This is a genomic window from Leucobacter musarum subsp. musarum, assembly GCF_001273845.1.
Classification (GTDB): Bacteria; Actinomycetota; Actinomycetes; order Actinomycetales; family Microbacteriaceae; genus Leucobacter; species Leucobacter musarum.
Map to the genome: position 1 here is coordinate 37,001 of NZ_JHBW01000108.1, position 24,146 is coordinate 61,146.

19 protein-coding genes are annotated in these 24,146 nt (G+C 64.5%); 5 read left to right on the plus strand and 14 right to left on the minus strand.

The genetic code is table 11. The features are described from left to right. Nucleotides 1-160: 160 nt before the first annotated feature. From CH42_RS14590 to CH42_RS14600, 4 genes are all read left to right on the plus strand, one after another. On the plus strand, nt 161-793 hold the full coding sequence (locus CH42_RS14590; protein ID WP_053353938.1) for a hypothetical protein: 633 nt from the start codon (nt 161-163) through the stop codon (nt 791-793). 161 nt (nt 794-954) lie between these two features. Then, nucleotides 955-1,323, plus strand: a complete 369-nt coding sequence (locus CH42_RS17190) for a CGNR zinc finger domain-containing protein (RefSeq protein ID WP_075205409.1) — start codon at nt 955-957, stop codon at nt 1,321-1,323. Next, the gene (gene mobF / locus CH42_RS14595; RefSeq protein ID WP_053353939.1) at nt 1,320-5,312 is read left to right on the plus strand and encodes a MobF family relaxase; all 3,993 of its coding nucleotides are present in this window, start codon (nt 1,320-1,322) and stop codon (nt 5,310-5,312) included. The genes CH42_RS17190 and mobF overlap by 4 nt, the downstream gene beginning before the upstream one ends. A gap of 17 nt (nt 5,313-5,329) precedes the next feature. Beyond that, on the plus strand, nt 5,330-5,983 hold the full coding sequence (locus CH42_RS14600) for a GntR family transcriptional regulator (RefSeq protein WP_053353940.1): 654 nt from the start codon (nt 5,330-5,332) through the stop codon (nt 5,981-5,983). A gap of 71 nt (nt 5,984-6,054) precedes the next feature. Here the strand turns inward: CH42_RS14600 and CH42_RS14605 are convergent, their stop codons facing one another. Continuing rightward, nucleotides 6,055-6,891: a hypothetical protein gene (locus tag CH42_RS14605; RefSeq protein WP_156322601.1), complete on the minus strand. Its 837-nt coding sequence runs from the start codon at nt 6,889-6,891 to the stop codon at nt 6,055-6,057. Between the two features lie 92 nt (nt 6,892-6,983). Continuing rightward, nucleotides 6,984-7,631: a hypothetical protein gene (locus CH42_RS14610; protein ID WP_156322602.1), complete on the minus strand. Its 648-nt coding sequence runs from the start codon at nt 7,629-7,631 to the stop codon at nt 6,984-6,986. 40 nt (nt 7,632-7,671) lie between these two features. Here CH42_RS14610 and CH42_RS14615 point away from each other — a divergent pair, with 40 nt between their 5' ends. Next, nucleotides 7,672-8,115, plus strand: a complete 444-nt coding sequence (locus CH42_RS14615; RefSeq protein WP_053353943.1) for a hypothetical protein — start codon at nt 7,672-7,674, stop codon at nt 8,113-8,115. 78 nt (nt 8,116-8,193) lie between these two features. Here the strand turns inward: CH42_RS14615 and CH42_RS16240 are convergent, their stop codons facing one another. The 12 genes from CH42_RS16240 to CH42_RS14675 form a co-directional block, all read right to left on the minus strand. Next, nucleotides 8,194-13,107: a DEAD/DEAH box helicase family protein gene (locus tag CH42_RS16240; RefSeq protein WP_162231099.1), complete on the minus strand. Its 4,914-nt coding sequence runs from the start codon at nt 13,105-13,107 to the stop codon at nt 8,194-8,196. Further along, nucleotides 13,047-13,652 (minus strand): hypothetical protein, encoded by a 606-nt coding sequence (locus tag CH42_RS16650; protein WP_053353945.1) that lies wholly within the window; start codon nt 13,650-13,652, stop codon nt 13,047-13,049. The genes CH42_RS16240 and CH42_RS16650 overlap by 61 nt, the downstream gene beginning before the upstream one ends. 213 nt (nt 13,653-13,865) lie before the next feature. Beyond that, nucleotides 13,866-14,717, minus strand: a complete 852-nt coding sequence (locus CH42_RS16245; protein WP_053353946.1) for a hypothetical protein — start codon at nt 14,715-14,717, stop codon at nt 13,866-13,868. Between the two features lie 111 nt (nt 14,718-14,828). Then, a complete protein-coding gene (locus CH42_RS14635) occupies nt 14,829-15,617 on the minus strand; it encodes a single-stranded DNA-binding protein (protein ID WP_053353947.1) in 789 nt (262 codons plus the stop codon). A gap of 129 nt (nt 15,618-15,746) precedes the next feature. Then, complete coding sequence (locus CH42_RS14640; protein ID WP_053353948.1) at nt 15,747-16,157, minus strand: hypothetical protein; 411 nt, start codon at nt 16,155-16,157, stop codon at nt 15,747-15,749. Continuing rightward, nucleotides 16,150-17,982, minus strand: coding sequence for a TraM recognition domain-containing protein (locus CH42_RS14645; RefSeq protein WP_053353949.1), 1,833 nt, complete (start codon nt 17,980-17,982; stop codon nt 16,150-16,152). Before CH42_RS14645 ends, CH42_RS14640 begins: the two co-directional genes overlap by 8 nt. A gap of 31 nt (nt 17,983-18,013) precedes the next feature. Then, a complete protein-coding gene (locus CH42_RS14650; RefSeq protein WP_053353950.1) occupies nt 18,014-18,493 on the minus strand; it encodes a hypothetical protein in 480 nt (159 codons plus the stop codon). Nucleotides 18,494-18,496: 3 nt separating this feature from the next. Next, nucleotides 18,497-19,981, minus strand: a complete 1,485-nt coding sequence (locus tag CH42_RS14655; protein WP_053353951.1) for a hypothetical protein — start codon at nt 19,979-19,981, stop codon at nt 18,497-18,499. Further along, nucleotides 19,981-21,468 (minus strand): PrgI family protein, encoded by a 1,488-nt coding sequence (locus CH42_RS14660; protein ID WP_053353952.1) that lies wholly within the window; start codon nt 21,466-21,468, stop codon nt 19,981-19,983. The genes CH42_RS14655 and CH42_RS14660 overlap by 1 nt, the downstream gene beginning before the upstream one ends. A gap of 6 nt (nt 21,469-21,474) precedes the next feature. Continuing rightward, a complete protein-coding gene (locus tag CH42_RS14665; protein ID WP_053353953.1) occupies nt 21,475-22,773 on the minus strand; it encodes a hypothetical protein in 1,299 nt (432 codons plus the stop codon). A gap of 15 nt (nt 22,774-22,788) precedes the next feature. Next, nucleotides 22,789-23,103 carry a hypothetical protein gene (locus CH42_RS14670; RefSeq protein WP_053353954.1) on the minus strand — a complete coding sequence of 105 codons (315 nt, stop codon included), beginning with the start codon at nt 23,101-23,103 and terminating at the stop codon, nt 22,789-22,791. Between the two features lie 120 nt (nt 23,104-23,223). Next, nucleotides 23,224-24,146: M23 family metallopeptidase (locus CH42_RS14675; RefSeq protein WP_075205410.1), on the minus strand; the 923-nt coding region annotated here is incomplete at its 5' end.

Consider the following 24,146-nt stretch of genomic DNA (forward strand, 5'->3'; position numbering starts at 1 on the left):
AGTTCCACTGCTGAAACCCCGGCTGCATTGCATTTCGCCGGACTTTCTCCTTACACCACTGGCATTCGAGGGGGACCGCGTCCCGCGTTCCGTTCCATCAACTGCGCGAGGGTGCACTTCTTCACCGTGAAAGCCCACCTCATCACTGAAGGAGAACCCGATGAATTTGTTCAAAAGACGTCAGCTGCAGCGCTCGCTCGAGTGGCTGAAGAGCGTCGCCGGCCTCGATGACGCCTACCTGCAGAAGTGGACGCTCGCCGAGTGGTCAGCGTGGAAAGCGTCGATGGATGCTGGCCCCGACGCGGATAACCCGAGCGTGCCCGCGTGGATGCGGCCGCTCATCCGGGGGATGTGGCACAACGACTTCTCGTACCCGTTCCCGCAGGTCGCGCAGCTCATCACCGCGCACCCCTGGTTCATGGAAGCGATGCGCCACGATGACTTCTCGCTGCGCGTCATCGAACCCGAGACGGGGCGACACGCGACCCTCGCCCAGATCGAACGCGCTGAGTTCGAAGCCGCCGATCGTGGCTGGGAAACGCTCGTGTCCATGTTCATCGAACCGACATCGACGCCGGGCGTCGTGGTCGGCGCGATCGAAGCGTTCTACGTCATCGCCCCGGCGGTCGCCTCTGAGGATGTGTGCGACGTGCTGGAAGACATCGACCTCCCGAACCCCACACAAACGTTGTGCGGCCGCGCCCAATCCCTTGGCGCGCTCCTCAAAGCTGCTCGCCGGATCGCCCCGCACGGTGAGCAAGTCGTGTGGGCGTCGGAGTGGATGTACGAGTGAACCCGCATCAGCGCCCGCAGTGACGCTGCAGCGTGAAGACTCCAGCTCAGCGCGCGTTCGAAGCGAAACTTCGCCGCTCACGCGGTCTCGCACATCCGGCAGCACCCACCACGGGTGCGGCCGGATGGCGGACCAAATGCGAGCGCCCCGGATGTGATGCCATGTTCCTCAGCCCGACCAGGCAGCGCCGCTACTGCAGCACGAAGTGCCGGCGTCAGGTCGAGGCTGACCGTGCAGAGCGGCGCGTGCAGCTCGCCACGGTCCTGCTGTTCACGTGCGCGGCGCCGCGGTGCCAGAACGTGTTCCTCCCGCACCCCCGAAACCCGCACCAGGTCTACTGCTCCGAAGCGTGCCGGAAGCGGGCGCACCGTGCCGCATCTGACCTCTCCGCGCCACGCTGCGCGAACCCCGAATGCCTGAAACCGCTCCCCGAGACCAAGACCCGCCGCCGCCTGTATTGCGGCCCCGCCTGCCGCAAAACGGCTTGGCGGATCGCACAGCACTCAGCAGAAACGAGAACTGACGCATGATCACTGTCACCCTCATTGGTGCTTCCCGTGACGCCTGGGGCTACCTTATGAACACCGTCGCCACCGAGCACACCATTGACCGTGCTGAAGGGAAAGCCGCCTACTACATGGCAAATGGCACCCCTCCCGGTAACTGGGCCGGCGCCGGGATCGCGGCCCTTGGTTTGAACCCGCGCGACCAGGTGGAGGAGCGTGAGCTCGTCGCCCTGTTCGGCGCCGGGGAGCACCCCGTCACCGGGGCGAAGCTTGGCCGGAAGTATCACACGCCGCTCCCGCTCGAGCAGCGCATCCAGCAGAAGATTCAGGCGGCCGCCGCCGACCCCGCGAACCGTGACCTCACACCCGCTGAGTTCGATGAACTGGGCGATCGCATTCGGAAGGAAGTGGCGGAGGAGAAAGTGCCGCAGTCAGTCGCCGGGTTTGAGTTCGTGTTCTCCCCGCCCAAGAGCGTGAGCTCGTGGTGGGCACTCGCCGATCCGGAACTGAAAGACCAGATCCGCCAAGCGCATCAGTCAGCGATTCAGGCCACGATCGAGAAGCTCGAAACCGACATCGTGCGCACCCGCACCGGTGCTGACGGTGTCGCCCAATCCCACGTCCTCGGGATCTCCGCTGCACTGTTCGACCATTGGGATTCTCGCGAGGGCGACCCGCAGCTCCACACGCACATGCTCGTCTCCAACCGCGTCCAGGGCGAAGACGGGCGGTGGCGCACGATCGACTCCCGGTACTCCCTGATGCCGGCAGTTGCGACTGCCAGTGCCTATTACGACTCCGTGCTGATGGATGAACTTTCTGCCCGGTTCGGGGTCGAGTGGACCGTGGAAGACGTGCTGCAAGACCCCGAGCAGTACCGGAAGTGGCTCACGGCGGAGGGGCGCCCGGATACGCCGGCGGCCAGGCAGCAGTTCGCGATCGATCTGGGCACGAACCCGGGATCGGTGAAGTGGCAGATCGACGGAGTACCGCAAGCACTCGTTGACGAGTACTCGACCCGCGCGAAGCAGGTGAACAGGCGTGTCGACCAGGTGATCGCGAAGTACGTCAAAGAGCACGGCAGGCGGCCGTCTGATCGCACCATCATTCAGATGCGACAGCAGGCCACCCTCACCACGAGACGCGCAAAAGGAAAGCGGTCGCTGCGCGACCTGACCCAGAACTGGCGACACCGGGCAACCCCACACGTGGGGGACTCGTTCCTGTTCGCAGACCGCCTTCATGAGGCCGGCGCCGAACGGCAAGACACGTACCCGTTGTGGTCGTTCCGGCACGACGACGTTGACGATGACGCCATCCGCGACGCCGCAGAGTTCGCCCTGCACTTGCTCGCGACGCAGCGGTCGACGTGGGGGAAACGCAACGCCGAGACCGCTGCCTTGCGTGCGATCGCGGGCTGGCGCTTCCGGTCCGCGAACGACCGCGACCAGACCGCACGCCGCATCGTTGACGTCGTCTTGTCGCAGGCGATCCCACTGACCCCGAAGAACCCGCTGCGCACCCCGAACCGATTCCGCACCGCTGACGGGGAAGACATGTTCCATCCGGAAGCGCGCGATCTGTACACCGCACCGGAGGTGTGGGATGCCGAGGAGCGCCTGCTCAATTCTGGGATGAATACGAGTGCGGGGATACGCACAGAGCAGGCGCTCGTCGATGAGCATATATCGCAGCCCACAGGAAGTGAACAGCGCATCCTTTCAAGCGACCAAGCCGCCGCCGTCGAAAACCTCCTGACCTCCGGCCGGCAAGTCGACGTCCTCGTCGGGCCCGCCGGCGCCGGGAAGACCACGAGCCTCGAAAAGCTCCGTGAGATCTGGGAGCGACAGTTCGGTGCCGGGAGCGTGCGGGGGCTCGCCCCGACCGCTCGCGCTGCGGAAGTGCTCGCTGAATCGCTCGAGATCATCACAGAGAACACGGCGAAGTGGCTGCACGAAACCGCACGCGGCACCACCACGAAAGACGGCTTCAGCTACGAGCTCCATGCCGGGGATCTCATGATCGTCGACGAAGCTTCCATCGCGGGCACCATCGCGCTCGACCAGCTCCGCGCACAGGCCGATGCGGCCGGGGCGAAGCTGCTGCTCGTGGGGGATTGGGCACAGCTCGCCTCCGTCGACGCCGGTGGCGCGTTCGGGCTTCTCGCCTCTGACCGCCCAGATGTCGCCGAACTCATCAACCTGCACCGTTTCAAAGCCGAATGGGAAGCTGACGCGTCGAAGCTGCTGCGCCTGGGAAAGACCAGCGGCCTCGACCCCTACATCGACAACGGCCGCATCACGGCCGGGCTCGATGAAACGATCGTCGCCGAAGCTGTGGACGCATGGAAGCAGGATGAAGCGACACCGAACGCTACAGGCGACGCCGGCCTCGTGTCGCTCCTGATCGCCCCCACCAACGAGGTCGTCGAACGACTCAACGACATCGCCCGTGACTGGCGCATCCAGCAAGGACACGTCGACCCCACCCAGGAAGCCACTATCAAGTCCGGTGTCGCCTCTCCTGGCGATCGCATCGTGACCCGGCAGAACGCCCGGACCCTGCGCACCGACCACGACCGGTGGGTGAAAAACAACGACGAATGGGTGGTCGCCGGCATCAACCCCGACACTGGCGACATTGTCGCGACAGCGGGGGAGGAATGGGTGACGCTCCCCGCCGACTACTGCCGCGACCACGTGCAGCTCGCCTACGCGACCACCGCACACCGCTCCCAGGGCCGCACCGTGGACACCGCGCACACGATCGTTGATTCGTCGGCGACACGGGAGACGTTCTATGTCGCCATGACCCGCGGCCAACTCTCGAACCGGGCCTACGTCGTCGCGGATGAGAACGGCGACATGGGCGACCCCTCCGCGTTTGGGATGTCGCGCACCTGGCGGGAAACCCTCGAACACGTCGTCACGAAGAAGGGCGGCGACGTCTCCGCGCACGAGTCACTGCAAGAGGAAGCCGACCGTATCGGGTCGATCCGGCAGCTCGCGGCCGAGTACCAGACCCTCATCGCTGACCAGCTCGAACGCGAATACATTCCCGTGCTCGCGGGCCTCGACCTCGTCGACCCGCAGAACCCGGAATCGCCCTACCTCGGGCCGGTGCTCGCGAACCTTCGCCGACTCGAAACTCGGGGCAAGAACGTGCCCGAGACCGTGACGGCGCTGCTGGCGCAGAAAGACCTCGGGGATGCCCGCGACGTGCTCGCGGTCCTTCACTACCGACTGAACACGCACCTGGAGGATCTGCGCGAGCACGACACCTACGACCACTACGCGCCGCTCTATCGCTCATTCGGCCTCGACCCAACGGGTAGTCGTTCTGAATTGTTCCTCGGCCGCACGCTCGCCGCACTCGAAGCGACCGGTGAGGTCGTGCTCGAGGATGCATTACGCAGCGCGCGCGAACAAGTGCTGCTGGAAGAAGCTGCCCGCAAGGCGCGAAACAATGGTGAACAGGTGGAGACCCGTGATGTCCCCGCGCGCATCACCCAGCTCCTGCGCAAGGCTTACGGCGTCGTTGACCTCGATGTCCCGGATGAGGTGCGCGCGCTGCGCGCCGACGCCCACGTTGCCGGCCTCATCGAGCGCGCTCCCGACTTCGGCGAGCCGGACTTCACCGCGGCGCTCACCGACCGTGAGCTCGCGATCCAGCTCCGCGCCGAGTACGTCGTAGACCAGGCCATCCAAGACGAAGCTCCCTGGCTGCGGGAACTCGGTGAGATGCTGCCAGGGGGAGAGTCCGAGTGGCGCCGCCGCGCGGTCACCGTCGCCTGCTACCGCGACCTGTACGGCGTTGACACGGATGAAGCGCTCGGCCGCGAGCATGCGCACGCGAGAAACCGTGAACGCGACCGGCAGATTGCCGCTGCAGCACTCCACGTGCGCGCGACACCCGTTCGTGAGGTACCGCTTATCCACAGCCAGGCCGCACCGCACGCGGAGCAGCAACGCACTGTGGCAGCATCCACACAGATCACCACACCCACGTACTGAGCAGAAAGCAGCACCTCATGCCTGTCCCCACCAGCAACGGCGCCACCCTCAAGCGCTCCACCCTCCGCGACAACGCCTACGAAGCGATCAAGAACGCCATCCTCGACGGCACCCTGCAGCCCGGGGAACAACTCGACGATCGCGACCTCGTCGACTGGCTCGGCGTCTCACGCACCCCGATCCGTGAAGCAATCGTGCTCCTGAGCGCGGAAGGCTTCATCGACACCGCCGCCCAGCGCCACACCCGTGTAGCTGTGCCCGATCCCGCACAGGCTCTGGAAGAAGTCATCGCGATCGGTGCACTCATGAGCAGCGTCATCCACCAGGCCGTCCCCGCGCTCGATGACGCCGGCGCTGCAGCACTCATCGCTCGCGTCGACCAGGTCGCTGCGGCCGCACACGACCAAGACGCCGAGAAGGGCGTGAGCGCGCTCGTGAGCCTGCACGAAGCGATCCTTAACGCCTGCCCGAACTCGGTCCTCGTGAGGATCGTGAGCGACGCGTTCACCGTGCTCGCGTTCCACCTGCGCATCACCACGACTGCAGACGCCTTCCAATGGGCAACGCTCGTCGCCAACACCGAGGCGCTGAGCGACGCGATCCGGCGGCGCGACGCTGCGGCCGCGCGAGCCGTGCTCGCCGCGATCCACTACGCCGCCCCCGCTCCGTAAATCACTTGCGCCTGAACGCCGTGTGCCCCCGCCCGTCACTATGACGAGCGGAGGCACACGGCGTTCAGGCGTCACATCCCGATACCCGGGGTGACTGCCCCATGATCATGCGGGCCATGCCCAGGCCTGGCTGCCGTCCCCGTTGAGCTCGGCGCCGAAAGGGCCCTTGCTCCGGTGCCGCGCTGATCGAGAGCAATGTTCGAACTGGTTGCGGTGACTTCTACGGCGCCGAGTCGCACGGCGATAGAGTGACGGACCTGGCTCGCGTGCGCGCGACGCGCGCTCTGCGATCGCGCATCAAGATCGTCCGGGAACCACGTGCGGAGCTCGCTCACGAACTCTTCCTTTTGCAGCTTCGCAATCGCGTTGCCGACCCGCTGCTTCTCCAAGCGGGTATACGGCGCCTCAGCCCGGATATCCGCCGGCTCAATCAGCGGCGCCACGGTGAGAATGTCGGCCAGGTGCCGGACCCTGAACGGATCACTGACGATCTCCTGAAACCCAGCGGCCTTGGCAATCACCACACCAAGGATTGAGGGTGTTCGAATCTCTGCAGACTTGCTGCCGAGCGTGACCTTTACAACCTCTGTGCGATTGAGCAGGTGCTGCGCCCCGGGGGCCGCGATCGTTTCGAGACCGTCATGGGACAGCCGAGACTCCGCGCGCTGACCGAGATAGCGCGGCTGCAGCACGTCGATCTGCGCTGCGCCGCGCTGCCACCGATGCATGCGCCCGTTCGCATCGCGCCGTGTCGCCTCGAACCCCACCGCACGCAAAGTGTCCACAATGCGCCGCGCTGCACCACCATCCGCGCGCACGTCGATAACCAGGTCAGCATCTGAGCTTGGGCGCCGCGGTGCGACACCGCGCAGCGCCGCCTGCACATAAACCGACTGGCCGCCGGCCAACGCCCACCCGGTCGGGCAGGACTGTGCGAGGTCGAGAATGCCCTCCCACGCGGCTTCCGCTTCGTGATCGAGATGAGTGAGATCGAGATGTTTCATCGCAGCTCCTGCAATAGTTCGTTGACGAGCCGATTCGCTTCACGCACTTCGCGTGCCATACCCCAATCGGCAAGGTCGGCCGCCAGCGCTGCCTTCCCCACTCGACGAACCTCAGCCACGCGCAGTCGCACGTTCCCACCGCGGCGATCAACAAGGAGATAGTCGATCTCCAAATCCTCCACGCTGCGCCCGTCGACATACCCCTCAACGACGTCGCCCGCGACCATGCCCGACGACGGCGCACCGACGCCTGAGAGCCGCACGCGGGGATCGTTGCGCAGCTCGTGCGCGCTGCCAGCGTTGGTCGAGTACTCCTTGAGCGCAGCGCGCGCGGCCACCTTCCCGGCCAGGGTCTCAGCCGGCGATTCCGATTCCGCGATCGCTGCCACATGCTTCTTTAGTCGTGCCCGCTCAGCGTCCCGCAGACCTGCAGGCGGGTCACCGTCGAGTGTGTCGAGCAACGCCCACGCCATCCCGGACGAGAGCGGGCGACCCTTGCGTGGCTTCCACGACATCGCCGCGTCCTCGAGAACGATGCTCCCATCGGCCAACTCGTGCGCCGGCAATTCACCAGCATGGACGAGCTGATACACCCGGCCCCGACTGATGCCCTTGGCTTTCGCGAACTCTCCCACACGCCTCATAACACAAGGGTACACGAATGTTTAGAGTAGTGTTAGGTGCATGAGTAACCACCAAACCATTGATGTGAAGCAGGAGCCGCTATCGGGGAACATGCGATGGGGGACCAGATTCAGCTTCATCGTCGCCGCGAGCACTTTCGTGCTAATCATTTTTCTCGGAATCGCAGGTGACCTCCACGACTTCGGTGATGCTTCTCTCGGAGAGCGCTTGACTCTTACCGGCATCGGCGGATTGGTCGTAGGTTCGGTGTGCTTTTGGGCGCCCCTCATCACCGACACTCGAGAGGGGTACGACGCTGCCGTCAAGCGGGAAGGGGCGATAGTGCTCGTCCTCCTGTTTTCGGCTGGCGCATCGAGCACGCTATCTCCGATTGCGGCTGGGAGCGCGCTCGAGCTTGGGTTTGGGCTGCTCGGTAGTCTGGCGGTCTCGGGCACGTGGATGGTCATGATGAGCGCAGTTAAAGACCGCGAAGCAGTCAAGTAAGCCACCGCGCTGCCAGCAGAAAGGCGTGTGCCCCAGGCACCTCAACGGTTCCCGGGGCACACGCCTTTCACCTGCTCACTACAGTGAGGGGCCCTTCGCCGTCTCAGGCACCGGGGAGGGGTGTTGTGTCTGCTGAGAGGGGTCCGGGGTCTGGGCTTCGCGTTCGAGCTCACGCACCAACTCTTCGAGCCGGTACTGCTTCTGCTTCAGTTCGGCCTCGCGCGGCCACGGCTCCTTTTCGAGCAGCGTGAGTTCCGACACTTCGGCACGGACCTCGAGTAACTGTGACTCCTGACGACGCACATCATCATCGAGCCTTCGAGCATTTTGCTCGAACAACTGCGACATCATGCCGAGCTCACCCTCCTGGGATCGCGACCAAAGCCACTGGATCTTCATCGCACTGATCGTGTGACCGGCTTGAAACACGATGAGGGGATCGTGCTGATCTTGCGAGTTCCACTTCAACTGGGCATCCCACTCCAGCCCACCGACCGACACCTTCAGGTGCAGTGGCGCCGGATAGTTCGAGTTGTTGGCACCGAAGTAGCGCACCTGCTCGCGGGCCCGCACGAGCGCGGTTCTGAGGGACTGTCCGAAATCTTTCCGATCACGCTGCAGCGGTGCATCCGCCCAACTCGTCGGCTTCACCCGCCCCGTGAATAGGTCACCACGTGTATCAACTACGCGGGGTGCGAGCTCCTGCATCACTTTCAGATCTCGCTCGAGCACATTTGCCTGCTGCTGCAGCATCATGCGGCGTGCCTGCACCGACCCGATCTTGCGGTGATGACCACGCTGCGCTCGGGAGAGCTTCTGCGTCTCGTTGCGCAGATTCGCGATTTCCAGGATGCGCATGTCACCGGCAGTGATGGCCTGCATCTCGGCGAACTGCAACGCCATCTCGGTCGAGTTATCTACCTCGCGCACATCCAGGCGCCCGGTAAGTACCTGCTCGATAAACGCGGCTTTTCGGGCGAGCGTCGACCACATGTACGAGTCGAACGACCCCTCAGTGCCGTACCGGAAGAGATGCACCTCGGCGTTCTGGTTGCCCTGCCTGATCTCGCGGCCCTCGCGCTGTGTGACGTCGGCTGGACGCCACGGCGCATCAATGTGATGCAACGCAATGCAGCGCGCCTGCACGTTCGTACCGACGCCCATCTTCTCCGTCGACCCGACGAGCACCTGCACGCGGCCGTCGCGGCACTGCTGAAACAGTTCCGCTTTCGCCTGATCATTGCTCGCCTCATGGATGAACCGCACCTGGGATGCCGGCATACCGCGCGCGACCAATTGCCGGCGCAGCTCCGTGTACGCATCCCAACGCCCGTCAGCAGCCGGGGTGCCCAGGTCCGCAAACACAATCTGGAACGCGCCCGGAGTAGGGGAGACTTCGCCCCACTCATCGAGGTACTCACGTTCCCGGTTCGCTTCCCAGATGGTGAACACCTGCTTCGCAACAACGTCGACTTTCGACATCTCGTGTGACTGCGGGCCAGGCTCACCCATCAGGCGAGCGTCGAGTGCGAGTGCGCGCCCGTTCGAGGTGATTTTCAGCATGTTGTCGTCGGCAGGATCAACACTGCCGCCACGCACCCGTTCGCCACGCTCAATGAGGTCAGCCATGCCGGCCTGCTGCGCCTCTGTTGCTGGGACGACCACCATCTCCGGGGACCGATTCCCCTCACTGTTGACGACCAGCTTCGGGACGGGAAGGTTCAGATCGGCCTGCGTCTTCACGTCGCCCGGCACATGCCACATCTGCAGCAGCTCGGGCACGTTTCGGAACTTCGTGGTGCGCGTCTTCACCTGATAGCTGCCGCCCTCGAGCGCCGCCTCCACCGACGTCACCTGCTCAGTGAACTGGCGCGCCCAGTCGTCGGCCGCGTACACCTGTGCCTCACGCAGCAGGTCCGGCCGCATGTAGCGCATCATGACGTACATTTCGATCATCGAGTTCGGCAACGGCGTCGCCGTCGCGAGCGTCACCACACGAGACTGCTTCAGATGCTCACGGTGATACCAGAGCTTCATGTCGAGATCCGTGGCACGGTTCGCGCCCTTACTCACGCCAAGGTCGGGCACCTTCGTGATGACGGTGAGGTTCTTGTACTTGTGCGCCTCATCGACGCACAAGTAGTCGATGCCGGTTTCCTCCCACGACACTCCCTCGTCATGGCTGATGTCCATCATCTGCTTCAAACGCTCCTGCGCTTTCGCAAGCTCGCTCTCCAACCCCTTGACCGACTTCTCCGACAGCGACGAACTGAGCTTCTGATCGAGCAGCTCCGCCATCTCGTCCAGACGCTCCTGCGCATACAACTCCCGCGCCTTGCCGAGACCAATCTTCTCGAACGAGGAATGCGTCAGAATCACCGCATCCCAGTCGCCCGTCTGCGCCCGGGCCACAAACAGTTTGCGCCCGTTCTTCGTCCCCGTGGAGGCAAGATCCTGACTGCCGGCAGCCAGCACCTTCGCACGCGGATAGATCTGCTTGAACTCGCGCGTGAACTGCTCAAGCATCTGGTTCGGAACGAGAATTGCCGGCTTCTTCACCATCCCCAGGCGCTTCAGCTCCATCACGCCGAGCACCATCTCAGCCGTCTTGCCCGCACCGACCTCGTGGAAGAGCCCCGTGGCGGGCTCTGCGAGCATGCGTGCGACAGCGGCGTGCTGGTGCGGTCGCGGCGTAAACGTCGCCGCCTTCCCCGGGAACGACAGTTCGGTGCCGTCGTAGGAGCGCAACACGATCCCGTTGTAGAGGTCGTTGTACCGCTCCTGCAGCCGCTGGGTGCGCTCCGCATCAGACCACAACCAGTCCTGGAACACCTCATGCAGTTCACCCACACGCTCCTGCAGAGCTTCGGTTGCGACCTGGTCGATGACGTACCGGTTCTCGACCGGGTCAGGCCGGTACTTCACCTCCAACGACTTCCCGTTCAAGACGCGCTTGAACACGTCAAGGACCGTCAAATTCACGACGTCGCCTTCCACACCCCACTTCGCCTGAGCCGATTCTGCGGGGCGGCCCACGATAGAGAATTTCCATTCGCCATCGAGGCGCTCAATTTCTTTCACCTCCTTCTTCAGCTCGTGATGCAAGAACGTCTCCATATCGCCGACCGGCACCCATCCGGCGCCGAACTTCACGTCGATCTCCGCCGGCCCCACCTCTTCTGGAATGACCGCTTCAATCGCGTCCAGGTGGCGCTGCCATTTCGCATCTTCGGCCGCGAGCTCACGCAGCTCAGTGCGCTTCTTGCGGACCGCACCAGACAGGAATTCGCCCGCAGGAATGTACGTCTGGGCGTCACTCGGGTTCAAAAACACGAGATCGCCTAGGCACTCTGGCACTGAGGCTTCGTCGACGTCCAGCAGCTCTGCGACGAGCGGGACGTCGACGTGACCGACCCGGTCGAGCGAGACGCGGATCGCATCCTCGGGGGAGTCCACCCGGCTGACTTCCGTGATGGCGCCCACCACTCGTTCGGTGAAGATGGTCGCCTTTCGCGCTTCACCGGTGTCTTCGTTGTAGCGTTCGAGCGCGGCCACGGTCGCATAGTGCGGGTCCGATTTGAGAGCACGCATCGCGGCCGGGTAGCGACGAATGATGCTGGGATCATTCCCCGGACGTTCTTTCACGGTCACTGACACACGATTGATCGGCCCGAAACGGCCCACGTACTGCTCGTAGACACCATTCAGAGCCTGACGGAGCTCCGCAATCTGCGGGGTGTCATGCCGCGTCGACGCTTCGGCCTCCAACAGCTCCACGGCGGCGTCACGCAACTTCACGAGGTGCTGCAACTCGCGCACTGCGTTCTTGGGCACGTTCACCGGTTCTGGCCCGTCGAAACCCATCTGCAGCAGCAGCCCGGTATCCGGGTCGATACTGATGTGCCCGATGATCCGATCCGGGTCCTGCGTGATGCGCGCGACCGGTCGGTCTGTGACGATCCGGTCGACGGCCGCCCACTTCTGGCCGTTCAGTGTGGCCTCGCCGACAATCCACCCGAGCGCCCGATTCAACTGTGGTGCGATCGCTTCTGCTGACGAGTCCGCCGCGGTGATCGTAAGCTCAGGCCCGAACCTGCCCACCTTGGTACTTACGTCGCCCAGCACCATGTCAGGGTGATCCTCGAAGTACGAGTTCATCGCGGCCACGCCACCGACGCCGTCGACGTCGATCGTCTGCAACCAGGACGGTGGCAGAACCGGGGCATCGCCTGGGTGCCGGCGGAACACGAGCACGTCCACAATCGCATCGGTGCCGGCGATCTCGCCGTGCGCGCCGCGCGGCATCCTGACCGCGCCCAGCAGCTCGCCGTGCTTCGCGATCTCGCGCCGCGATCGCTCGGACTTTGCATCCATCGTCCATCGGGACGACATCACCATGACAATGCCGCCCGGCTTCGTCTGCCGGAGCGACTTCACGATGAAGTGGTTGTGGAGGCTGAGCTTCGCCTCGTTGTACGCCGGATCGTAAAGCCGTGTGTCCCCGAACGGCACGTTCCCGATCGTCAGATCGTAGCCGTCGTGATCGAGGAACGTGTCCCCGAACGATTCGTTCCGCACATTTGCTCCGGGATTGAGCAGGCGTGCGACCGCTGCGGTCGTGGGGTCGAGTTCAATACCGGTGACGCGCTGCTCAGGACGGGCTTGCCCGATGAAGTTGCCGGTGCCGCAGCCCGGCTCGAGCACGTGCGCATCTGCTGGGACGCCGAGGCGGTCGGCCATCAACCACATAGCTTTGACGTACTCGGGGTGCGTGTAATGCGCGTTCAGGACCGTGCGCCGGGCCGCACTCCACTCCGCATCGCCCCAGATTTCGGAGAGCGCTTCACGCTCCTCCTCGTACTTCGTCGATCTCGGGTCGAAGAGTTCCGGCGTCGCCCCCCACCCGGGGAAGCGGCGCAACTCGTCGAGTTCTACTGCTGTGGGCTCGCGGCCGTCTTGAAGAATTCGCTGGAGAGTGCGAACCGCAGACACTCCGCCGCCCACCCGGGAGACGGCTCCGCCTCCTGCTCCAAGAACCGCACCGTGTTCAGCAAGATCGCTGCCTGAGCGAGCGTCACCGTCGGCCCCTGATACTCGTGCCGAGTCGCCGTGTCCGTCGCCCACGACAGAAGTTTTTCTTGGAGCTCCGGTAGCGCCCACAGCGCCTGCTCGGTCGCCTGCGGCAACCCGAAGACCGGCCCGTCCAACACTTCCGGGGAGCTCTCGTACCCCTCCTGGTACTGCTGCGCGTGTTCCTCCTGAATCTCCCGGAAGCCCGGCACCGTCAGCGCTGTCGCGACGCTCATGCCCCGAAGGTGCAGATGCTGCAGCACGGTCACCGCGCTCGGAAGCTCCGTGAGATCCGTGATGCTCACTGCCAGGCGATCCAGCCACGTCAGTGATGCCTCGTACTGATCTCGCTCGGAGATCTCCCGAAGCACCTGTAGGTCGTTGTTCACCTGCCCCACCCGTGCCAGGTAGTCGTCCGTTTCCGGCCACGTCTGCTGCATCCGGGCGAGCATCTCCTGATCGGTCATGTGCCGGTCCTTCCTCTACTGCGGTCGTTTCAAATTCACCAAAGAGATCCCACGCCAACTGCGTGTCTGGAACTCGTTGTTTACGTCTTGCCATTGTGGGCAGCACCTCCTACATTCGTGCACCACACGAACCGGCACCACGCGCACCCGATATACAAACGAGGGGAGGGGCCACACCTCACGGTGCGACCCCTCCCCAATAGCTGTCGGCAGTTAGACGGCCATCTGCTGCGCCATCTGCTGCTGACGCTGCTGCTCGTGCTGCTGCGCAAACGCGACACCCGCACGCTGATCAGTGCCGTACGCGCGCGCCCACACCTGAGCCTCCTGCCACGAATCCGCACGCTGCCCCTCCGGGGTGTTCAGTGCCGAATCGAGGTAGCGGTGCTCGGCGCCCCCCATGAGCCGCGCCCCGGTGTAGTTCCACCGCGACTTGAACTCACGTAGATCGTCGGAGGCCGCAGCCATATCGAGCAGACCCACCACGGTCTCCCGGTCAATGCGCCGCTCCTGGTGCAGCTCATTCACCCGCCGAGAGAACCCGAGACGATCCAACTGCGACTCAACAGGAAGCGACTGGGCGGGGATCGCCGCCTGGCGCTCCTGCGCGGCCTGCACCCGCACCAGGTCGTGCTGCGCGATGACTGACTGCACCGCCTCCGCACCTCCCACATAGCCGAGCTCGAAGCTGCCCTGCGCACGAAGCTCGGACGCATCGAGGCCCGTGTTCAACATCACCTGGTCAGTGATGTACTGATTGACCTGGCGGCGAACCGCACCCTCATCAAACGGGTGCGCCTCCAGATCCGCGATGACGCCTGCGAGGACGTCGACCGGCGCCTCCAGATGCTTGTGTTCTGCGAGCGCTGTGTGTGCACGTGCCGTGGCAGCACGGCCAGCGTCGACGAACTCGGCCCGCTGCTGATCCGTGAGCGCGCTCGCTTGCTCGCGTACGACGTCGAGGTTTGCGGCCGCATTCACCCCCGCACGGCGCAGCTCACTCATCGCGCGCCCTGCGCCCTGCCGTGCGGCATCGAGGATGCGCTGCTCGTCCTGATTCGACATGATTTCCTCCGTTCAAGAGGAGCACCACGCCCCTCTGCTACACGAAGGAACAGGCCGCGCACACGAAAGCGGGGCCGCACCCGAAAGTGCGACCCCGCTCAGTACCGCCGGCTACATGCGTAGCCCCGCTGGTGCGGTGCTGTGCAGTTCGTTCCGGATCTGACTCACTGCCGGCCAAGGCGCCGGTGTGGCCTGCTGTGTCTGCTGGAGTTGCTGTGCCTGCTGCGCCTGGTGGAGCTCGTTCGCCGCGGCGACCGACTGCTGCCAGTCGAGCGCGACCCCGTTGCCGGCATACTGCTCCGCGACGCTCACCACGAACAGTCGAGCTTCTTTTGGCGCCTGATCGAGCACGAGCGTGTTCTCGAGCTCCTGCGCCAACGACGCCGGCTCCTCGCTTCCCGAGGTGAACGTGATCATGACGCGATCGGCAGCGTCGGGGGAGAGGACGCGCCCATCGACGAGCTGCCGCAGGCGATTCTTGATCTCTTCGCCTGCCGCCACCCGCTCAGCCGTCTGTGCCTGTTCCCGGACGGTTCCGGGTCTCGGCGTGCGGTCGATCGTGAACGTGTTGCGGTGAGGGTCGATACCGAACGAGTCGACGTAGAACTTCGTCGATTTGTGCTTGGTGCCGTCTGCTTTCTCGAAGACGTGGTGTTCTTTCGTGCCGATAAGGATCAGCGCATCGCCTTGCTCGAGCTGGTCGCGCACGATGTCAGCGTCTCTTCCCTGAAACTTTGCTTCGTACCACCGTGTGGGAAGATCCACCCACTGCTGCTGCTCCCGGTCGAACCGGCTCCGGTTCTCCGCGACGTCGACGTACAGTGCCTGCTTCTTATCGCCGGATGCGGGGAGATACTTCGGGGCCTTGCTGCCGATGTTCGCTCGGATCGTTTCTGCCATGATCTTGTTCCTTTCGTTGCAGCCCGGGCGGCCGCTCACCCCACGAACCACCCCACCGCGCACCTGGTTCGTAGGTATGCCGCGTGAACAAAAGGTGGGGCCGCACCATTCGGTGCAGCCCCACACGGGTCAGAGGTATTTGGTGAGGTCGCTCACCGGGGGCCGGCGGCCGCGCCCGGCAAGAACCGCGATCGCGAGCTGGTTGGCCTGCCTGCGGGGGAGTCGCCGCCACGACCGTGTCGACTCGATCATGCGGTGCAGCGCGGTGTGACACGTGCGGCACATCGCCCAGAGGTCGTCGTGCGCCTCATCGCCGAGTCTCCGGTAGCTGCAGTGATGCAGATCATCCCGGCCCGCCTGCCACTGATGCCCGCACCCGCCACGGCACTGGATCGGTGCAGGGGCGATGCGTGCGGCTTCTTCTGCCGCCCATCGTTCCCGGCGCCGAAACCAGGCCGGGGAGACGATGTACTGCGCATAGAACGCGCGGTGCTGATCGCGCCCCTGGGAGTGCTTCGCGCCGCGCCTGAGCTCACGCACGAGCGCCGTGGTGCGCGGTCACCTGTTCCGCATACCGGGAGGTCTTGCGGAACGCGGCGTCGATGTTCGCGGCATCACGCATGCACTCGTCGTACTGAGGATGCTCCGTGAACGGGCTCGTACGGGCGACCACGGGGGCGAGGCTGCGATAGAACACGAACGCGTAGTTGCCATCCATCTCGCGGATGTCTTTCTTTGAGAACGCGGCGCGCTGCTCCGTGCTGTACTGCGCTGACGGGTCGCCGGCGCCGACCGTGTGCGACTGCCGTTCCACCCACACATCCCCGATGAGACCCGACACCTCATCGAGTGCTTTCGTGTCGCCGCCACCAGGAAGGATGATCTTCGCGACTGCCGCATCCCAGAGCGTCGCCCCGGTGGAGTTGTCGCCGAACTGTTCGAGCTGATTCTTCGACTGGAACACGGCCAGCCCGACGCGGCCGTACCCGCCGCCGGCGGTGATGAGCTCGTACATGCCCTGGTATTCGATGTTGCCGGCCTCATCGAGAATGTACGTCACAGGCGGGTCGAGGCGTGACGACGGGGACGCGGCCGCGAGCCCCTTGGTGACGAAGTCGAATTCTCCGAGTAGGCCGTCGATCATACGCGTGTATTCGGGGGCAGCCATCTTGTCGCCCACGATGTAGACCGTGCCCCGTTGCAGGATGAAATCGACCAGGTCGATCGTCTCCCCATCATCGGGTTTCATCCACCACCGTGCAGCACCGGACGCCATGAACGCGAGCACCGTGGGAAGAACACCCCAGTTGCTCGCCAACTGCTCAGGCGGCATCCCGATCACGTACTCGAGGTGATCGGCATGCTCTTTCAACCCCTGGGGATGCTTCCGAATCAGAGAGACGGCATCGCGCGCTGCGACGGGGTTCATCACCCACCCCCACACGTCGTCGACGCCAAGCCCCCCGCAGGCAGCCGCGTGAAACAGGTGCGAGGCGAGCTGCTTGCCGAGGGTATCCCAGTGGCCGCCGTTCGACGTCGATCCACCGAACGCGCCAGACGGGATGAACGCATTGATACGGCGCACAAGGGTTTCTTCGTCTTCGCAGCCGGCGATCGGGTCGAGCTTCAACACGCGGCCGATCTCTTTGCCACCCTCCACTCCGGGAGCGAACACGAGCGTCGGAGATCCCGAACGTGCTCGGGCGCCCATCGTGATTTTCGCGTTGTCCAGGCGCACACTCGTGGTGATGACAGCGCCGGGTGCTTCCACGATCTGACGCAGCACGAACCGGAATCCCTTGCCGGAGCGGGAGGGGCCAATGAGGATGGTCGGGTCTTCGGCGCGCGTCCAAATGTCGCGGCCTTTGAACGTGCCGAGGAAGTAGCCGACGAAGCACGGCTCAATCTCACGGCCAGCAAGCGACGGTCGCAGTTTCGGTCCACGCTCTTCCACGAGCTGCTTGGTGCCGAGCTCACGCTCGACGTCTTTCTCGGAGGCGAGGCCGGGTCGCAGTTGCGGGTTCTTCTTGCGCTTGGACACCCCACGCATGATGAGGGCAGACACCGACCCGAGCAGGACGAGGATGAGGACCGAGATGATCCAGTGCATCACTTGCGAGTCGGGCATCCCGTACGCCGCTGCGGGGTTCGCGGTCCACCATTGCGCCACGTATTGCAGGATCGGGAGCACCTGGAAGTTGCGGTTGGCGTGCAGCACGAGCACGAATGCTTGCGTGATGGCCTGTGTCGCTCCGAGGAGCATGGCGGGGAACATCAGGAACACGATGACGCGTTGCCAGACGTTCATGAGGCGGACGGTGCGACCGAACTCGGTCGCCGGTGCGATGTGGTCAGGAGAACTCATCAGGCAGCCTTCCAGCGTGGGGAGTGAGGGGTTAGACGGCGGGGATGGTGCGGGTGAAGCTGTCGCGGTAGACGCTTCCCGCACGGACAGCGAGCTTCATCAGATCCGTCAACGGCAGCGCGTAGCGGCCGCCGGTGCGCTCGAGGTACGCCAGGTACGCGGCCGCGATGTGCGGGAGGGCAAGCAGCAACGCGCACACTTCGTCGATGCTGTCGGTGTTCTCCACAAACCGGCCTGCCGCTTTCAGGGGGCGCAGCGCGGTTGCCGGCACCCGGAACGGGGCGTCGCGGGTGATCCGGGAGACCCGGTCGAACTGTCCGAGATACAGTGCGACTTCGTCAGCGGCCTGCGTGAGCCCACCGAAGCGGGGCTCCATGAGTCGGGCGCCACTGAGCTGGGAGACATCCACGACCAACGCCCACGCCTCTTCGAGGGTGGGGTCCTGGGTGCTCGCGTCGCATTCCGCGAACAGGGTCACGGTTTCGGTGACGAGAGTGGTAACTGCGGTCATGGTTTAGTGCTGCCTTTCATGCTGTTGTTCACGGGCGCGCATGGCGCGATCCGTATCGAAAAGTTCCCGCTCCCACGCGGTCGACGTCGAGCGGCCGTCGATCACGAACGAGCGTTCGCCGGCCTGTAGCAGAGACAATCCCTGCACTTCCGCGAAGCTGGTCAGCATCGCGGCTTCACCGGGCGTGAGGTTGCCCTCTTTCACCGCACGCTGCAGCGTGCGGGAGCCCTGGTTGAACGTGAACGTCACCGCGTACTGGCGGAGCAGTTTCTGCGCGAGCTCGCGCTCCTTGGACCCAGCTCTCCCGACGGAGTCGAAGTCGCCGTCCTCGTGGACGGCCATCATGAGACTGATGCCGTACTCGCGGGAGAGCTTCAGCTGCAGCTCGTGCGCTTCGAGGCCCTGCAGCGTCTTCATGTCACGCCACCCCTCCTCACGGATGACCTGGATCATGCGTCCGGCGCCCTTGTTGGAGACGACATTCATCACCCACGAGTTCGTGATCGTTTGAGTGAGGGCGAGCGCGAGATCTCCACGCTTTTCCATCGCGAAGGTGTCGAATACGGTGTACGGCGAATTCGGGTCGAACCTGACCGTTCCTTCGTCTTCGAACATGCCGGCGAGATTTCCCGTCAGCATCGGATCGAACAAGAACCCCAAGCGTCGTTCCTCACCGGGCAGGAACCGGCCGCCACGAGCTTTTTTCAGTGCTTCGGCGTCGTCGATTTTCGCGACGAGCTTGCGAATCGTGGGATGGTCATTCGTCTCGCGGATCACCTCGTCCATCGCCCACGCGAGAATGGACTGCTCGATCGTGGTGAGGGAATCGTTCTCCCCGAGAAGGAGTCCGGCGAGCTGCTCGGCGACGAGCACTCGAGATGAGTAGATGCGCTGCTGGTGTTCCGTTTCGGATTCCCCGAAGTGGCGTTCGCCTTTCTCGAACGGGTTCACCCGGACGTCGGTGCCGAACGCGCCCACCCGGTACCACTGGCCGCCGAGCGCGTCGGCGACGATCCCGTGCTCGCCTTTCACATCACTCGTGTTGATCGAGATGACCCCGAACAAGGCGCCGAGGGTGACCAGGCGCTTCAGGAAGTAGCTCTTGCCGCGCCCAATCCCACCCTTGAACAGCACGTTCGGGGAGGGGATGACGCCGGCGTTGTACATGTTCCAGGGGTTGAACGTGAACGGTTGCCCGCCCGAAGTCAGCTCGAGTCCGATCACGGGGCCGTCGACCACCGGGACGTCAGAGAACGGGAACGGGTTCGCCGCCGCCCACTCCCACCCGGTCCCCGTGTGGCGGGGGAGCTTGATGTCAGCGGAGTGTCCGCGCAAGATCCGGCCGACACGGGAGAGGAACGGTACGTCGTCGACGTCGACCAGATCGGTCACTGGGGTGTCTTGATCCGCGCTTACGATCTCGTGGAGAATGCGGCGTTCTTTGCGGGTGAGTTTTTCCGGGGTGAACGCGAGTTGCTGCTGACCCATCACATCCCCGTCCCGGCCGGGTACGCCACCGTCATGAGCGCGGCCGCCTGCTGATACGACAACGCGGTCAGCTCGATCGACGCGGTGGAGCCTGCGAGCTCCATCGTCGTGCACGCACTCAACAGCGCCTCATACGAGAGCGCCGACACGACCACGAACCCGGTCCAGGCCAGTTCACCTTGACCACTGATGAGGTCGCGCTCACGTGCGTCGAGGTTTTCCCAGTCCGCGTTGTCTGCGATCGTCATGTCCGCGTTGCGTCGTGCTTTCAGGGCTGCGTTCTGCTTCCACGCATCACGCTGCTTGCGGATCCCTTTCAAAGCCTCTTCGATCGGGACCGGGGTGCCCACCAGTTGCAGCGTGTGCCTGACCGGCACCCCGTTCGACGATTCCGCACTTGCGACTTCCCCCATGAACCCGGGAAGTGACGGCAGTCGGGGGTACTCGCTGATCCAGTAGACCCGATGGAACGCGGAATCCGTTTCGACGTGATTCTTCTCTTCCACGCACGCCATCGGACCTGCGAGCTCCGGCGCGATGCCTTGGAACGCGGTGCCGAGGCGCACGTCGATCTTGCCCTCCGCGACGGGGTCGACGATGCCGCGACCCCACGCCCCCCACTCGCGCGGCGAGCACCACGCAATCCGGGTGAACCCGGCGACGCGCAGCGACTCCGCGGTCGCGGCGAGCTCCTGCTCGACCATGCCGAGGATTCCGGCTTTCCCACCCCCGAGGTCTTTCGCGGTCGCACGGCCTTCGCCGCCGCCGGCGTCAATGGTGAGGGTGATCGACTGCGGGTGCAGCACGCTCTCCTGGGCCACGCGGCCGAGGGCTTCCTGATACGAGTCGGCGAGATCTCCGGTCGCGCCGAGCTGCTCGAACGCGCGCTGCTCGCGCACGATTGTGCCCGGCCGTGTGCGTTCCTGCATCGAGACACGCATGATCTGCCTGCGCCGCGTCCACGAACCGGCAACCCGCATGAGCGCGCTGGTGAGCTCCTCCTGATCGTGAGGCGTCATCACCTGCGTGCGGTGTCTTGCCATCCCGGGGGAAGCCACCATGCACGTCACCGACGCGCTCTGACGCATCTTGTCCCAGATGACGGCCACCCCGGAAGGGGATTCCCACACCTGGAAGCGTTCTTCGAGGCCCGGAAGTTGCAGCTCACCGCGCACGATCGGTTCAGCCCGCTTCACCTTCCGGGTGTATTTCGTTCGTCCCATCATCTTCCTCATCCGAAATTTCATGGCCCACACGAGCCACATCGACAGCGCGATCCCGTGCCGCTTCAACAGACCCGACACGGCCAGCGGCGACATCACCACGGCCACCAACAGCGCCTTGATCGGTCCTTCCGCGAGGACCGTCACACCGACTGGCGCGAGGGCGATCCCGATTGACCACACACCCGGCTTGTCGATCCCGAGCACCACACCCTGCGAAGCACGCCTCGAGTACTGCGCGAGTGCCGGAGTTTCATCAGTCATCACGCATCACCACCCTGGCCTGGCGCCGGCACCTGGACGCGGTTTCGACCCCGCACCCGGATTCGGTGTCGGCGCTGCGGGCACCTGCGGTGAACCGCCAGGCGCACCTGCGCCCTGTGGTGAGCCCGCACCCTTACCCGCACCGCCCGGGCTCCTGCCGGTGTTCGTGCCGCCGGGAGACGACGGCTTGTTGCCCGAAGTGCCAGAGGAGTTCGTGGATTGCTGGTTGCTCCCCGCTTGCTTCGGGGTGCCCCCGCCAGGCTGGTTCCCGGTAGACCGTGGCTTTGCACTCCGCCCAGTTGAGGAGGCCGAATCGGGCCGCTGAAATATCCGCCCGAACGCGCCCCCGATTGCGCCGCCTGCCTTGCTCGTCACCGCACCAGTCACCCGCTGCACGGGTGCTGCAGCCTTCTGACCGGCGTGACTGGCCATCCCCTGGCCAGCCATGTTCTCGTTGCCTGCGCCGAGGAACGAGAAGAACGAGTACGCCATCATCGGCATGAACGACACCACGAACAGGCCCGTCATCACCGTCAACGTTTGCGACGAGAACAACGCCATTCCCTCCGATGACTTCAACAGCATCGCGAGCACCCCGAACATCAACGGTTTGGCGAGCAGTAGCGCGATGCCGGCGAGCGCCCATTTCTTCACGATCTCCCACCCGCCTTTCATGGGGACGGCCATGAACGCGAGCGGTGCGAAAGCGATCAGAATCATCAAGCCGAGATTTCTGAAGGCGAGCGCGAACGACATCAGGATCAGACCGAGCAGAATCCCGACGAGCAGCAAAAGCATGGGTGCGGCACCACTGAAACCCGTGAGACCGAGCAGGGCGCCGCCGAGGTCCGTTCCGGTGCCGTTTTGCAGCACCATGCGGAACAGATTCTCGAACGACCCATCACCGCCGATACGCGTGAGTGCGAGCTCGCTGAGCTGGTCACTGAGGGTCAGGAGAGTTCCGCCAACAGCAAGCGCGATGTAGGTGGACGGGATCGCCGCTGCGATCCCGCCCACCGACGCCCACAACCGTCGAGGTTTCATCGAGACCATGCCGGTCGCCAACCCCACGATGCCGGTGATGAGCATCACAATGATCGCGATCGCGAACCAGTTCGACGCCTCACCGATCGCGTTGTCCCAGAGCGTAGTTCCGGGCGCGAACTCTTGGGCGCCGAGCACGGTCTCTGCGAGCCACCCGATGAATGAGCCCATGCCACGGGCGGTCGACTCGGCACCGACACACATGGGGTATTCGATCCCGGGCGTACACCCGAGCTCGATCTGGTCTTCCAGCATGAACATGACGAGGTCTCCGGCTTAGAACAGCGGAATGTTGCCGAAGAACGTCATGGCGGCCGAAATCGAACCCATGAACATCGCACCAGCGCCGGCAATTCCCAGCGCGATCCACGCCTTCGACTTGTTGTGCGCGCCCAGGCCACCGAACATCAGGAGAGCGCCAACGACGATGAACGCGACCACACCCGCGATGGTGCCCAGCGCGAGGATCTGGTTCGCGAGTGTGAGGCCGGCCTGAGCCGGGCCGGTGTTGAAGTCGGCTTTGAGGTCTGGGACATCGAGGCCGGTCTGAACGAGTGCGCCGGTTTTCACGACGAGAGTGGTGAGTGACATGCGATCAGGGGTTCCTTTCAGGAGATGGATTGATCGCCCACTAGAAGCGCTCTCCCGCGCACCACACACGCAAAAGCGGCGGTGAGCGCTCCCGCACTCACCGCCGCCTCGGCACTGTCCTCACATGGGGTAGAGGTCGCACCCCGTGGTGCATTCGCCCATCACGATTCCCTGCTCTCGCATGAACTTGTACGCCGGGGTGAAGTTGCCCCAGAGCTTCGGATTCGAACCGACCCGCACCTCGAAATGGAGGTGTGCGCCTTGCACGCACGTCCCGGAGGCTCCCGAATAGCCGATCAGTTGGCCGGCCTTCACATGATCGCCAGGGGAGACCGCGAATGCGGACAGGTGCGCGAACGCGGTCGTGTACTGAAGGTCGTGCTGCACGCCGAGCACCTGTCCACCACAGCTCTCGGACAGATCGAAGATCGTGCCAGCAGCGGGCGCATACACGGGGGTGCCGACGTCGACGTGGATGTCCATCGCGCCGCCGGCATGGTCCGGGTACGTGCCCCAGCTCTGCATCCCGACCGGGTTCGCCCACCCGCCCACGACCTGCGGGGGAGTGCCTTCCTGACCCGTGCACGCGGCGCCCCCGGCACCGATCGCGGCGAGTACCGCGTCAGCGTCTCCTGCCCGTTCTTGGTAGCGGTCGGGGAACGCGCTCACCTGCACGGTTTGCGCGGCCACCCCGGGCTCCATCGACTCCCACCCGTCGACGTCGAGGAGACCCCTGGGGCTGCCCCCGTTTGGCCCAGACGGGCCACCGAAGAACGCGCGCGCCGCAAATGATGGCGTCATGAGCTCCGAAACGGTGCCCCACCCGGACGACGGACGCTGCTGCATGATGCCGACCGAGTCATGATCGGCGCCAGGCGTCCCCTCGTTCGGGACCAGGAGTGAATCGGGCACGCTCACGTTGGCGAGGTTGGTGAGGTTTGATTCGACGAGCGCGACCATTACCGCGATCTTCACCCCGCCCGCGGGCACCTTCAGGTCGGTAGCGGCCTGCTGGATGGCCTGTGCGTTGGCGAGCTGCGCAC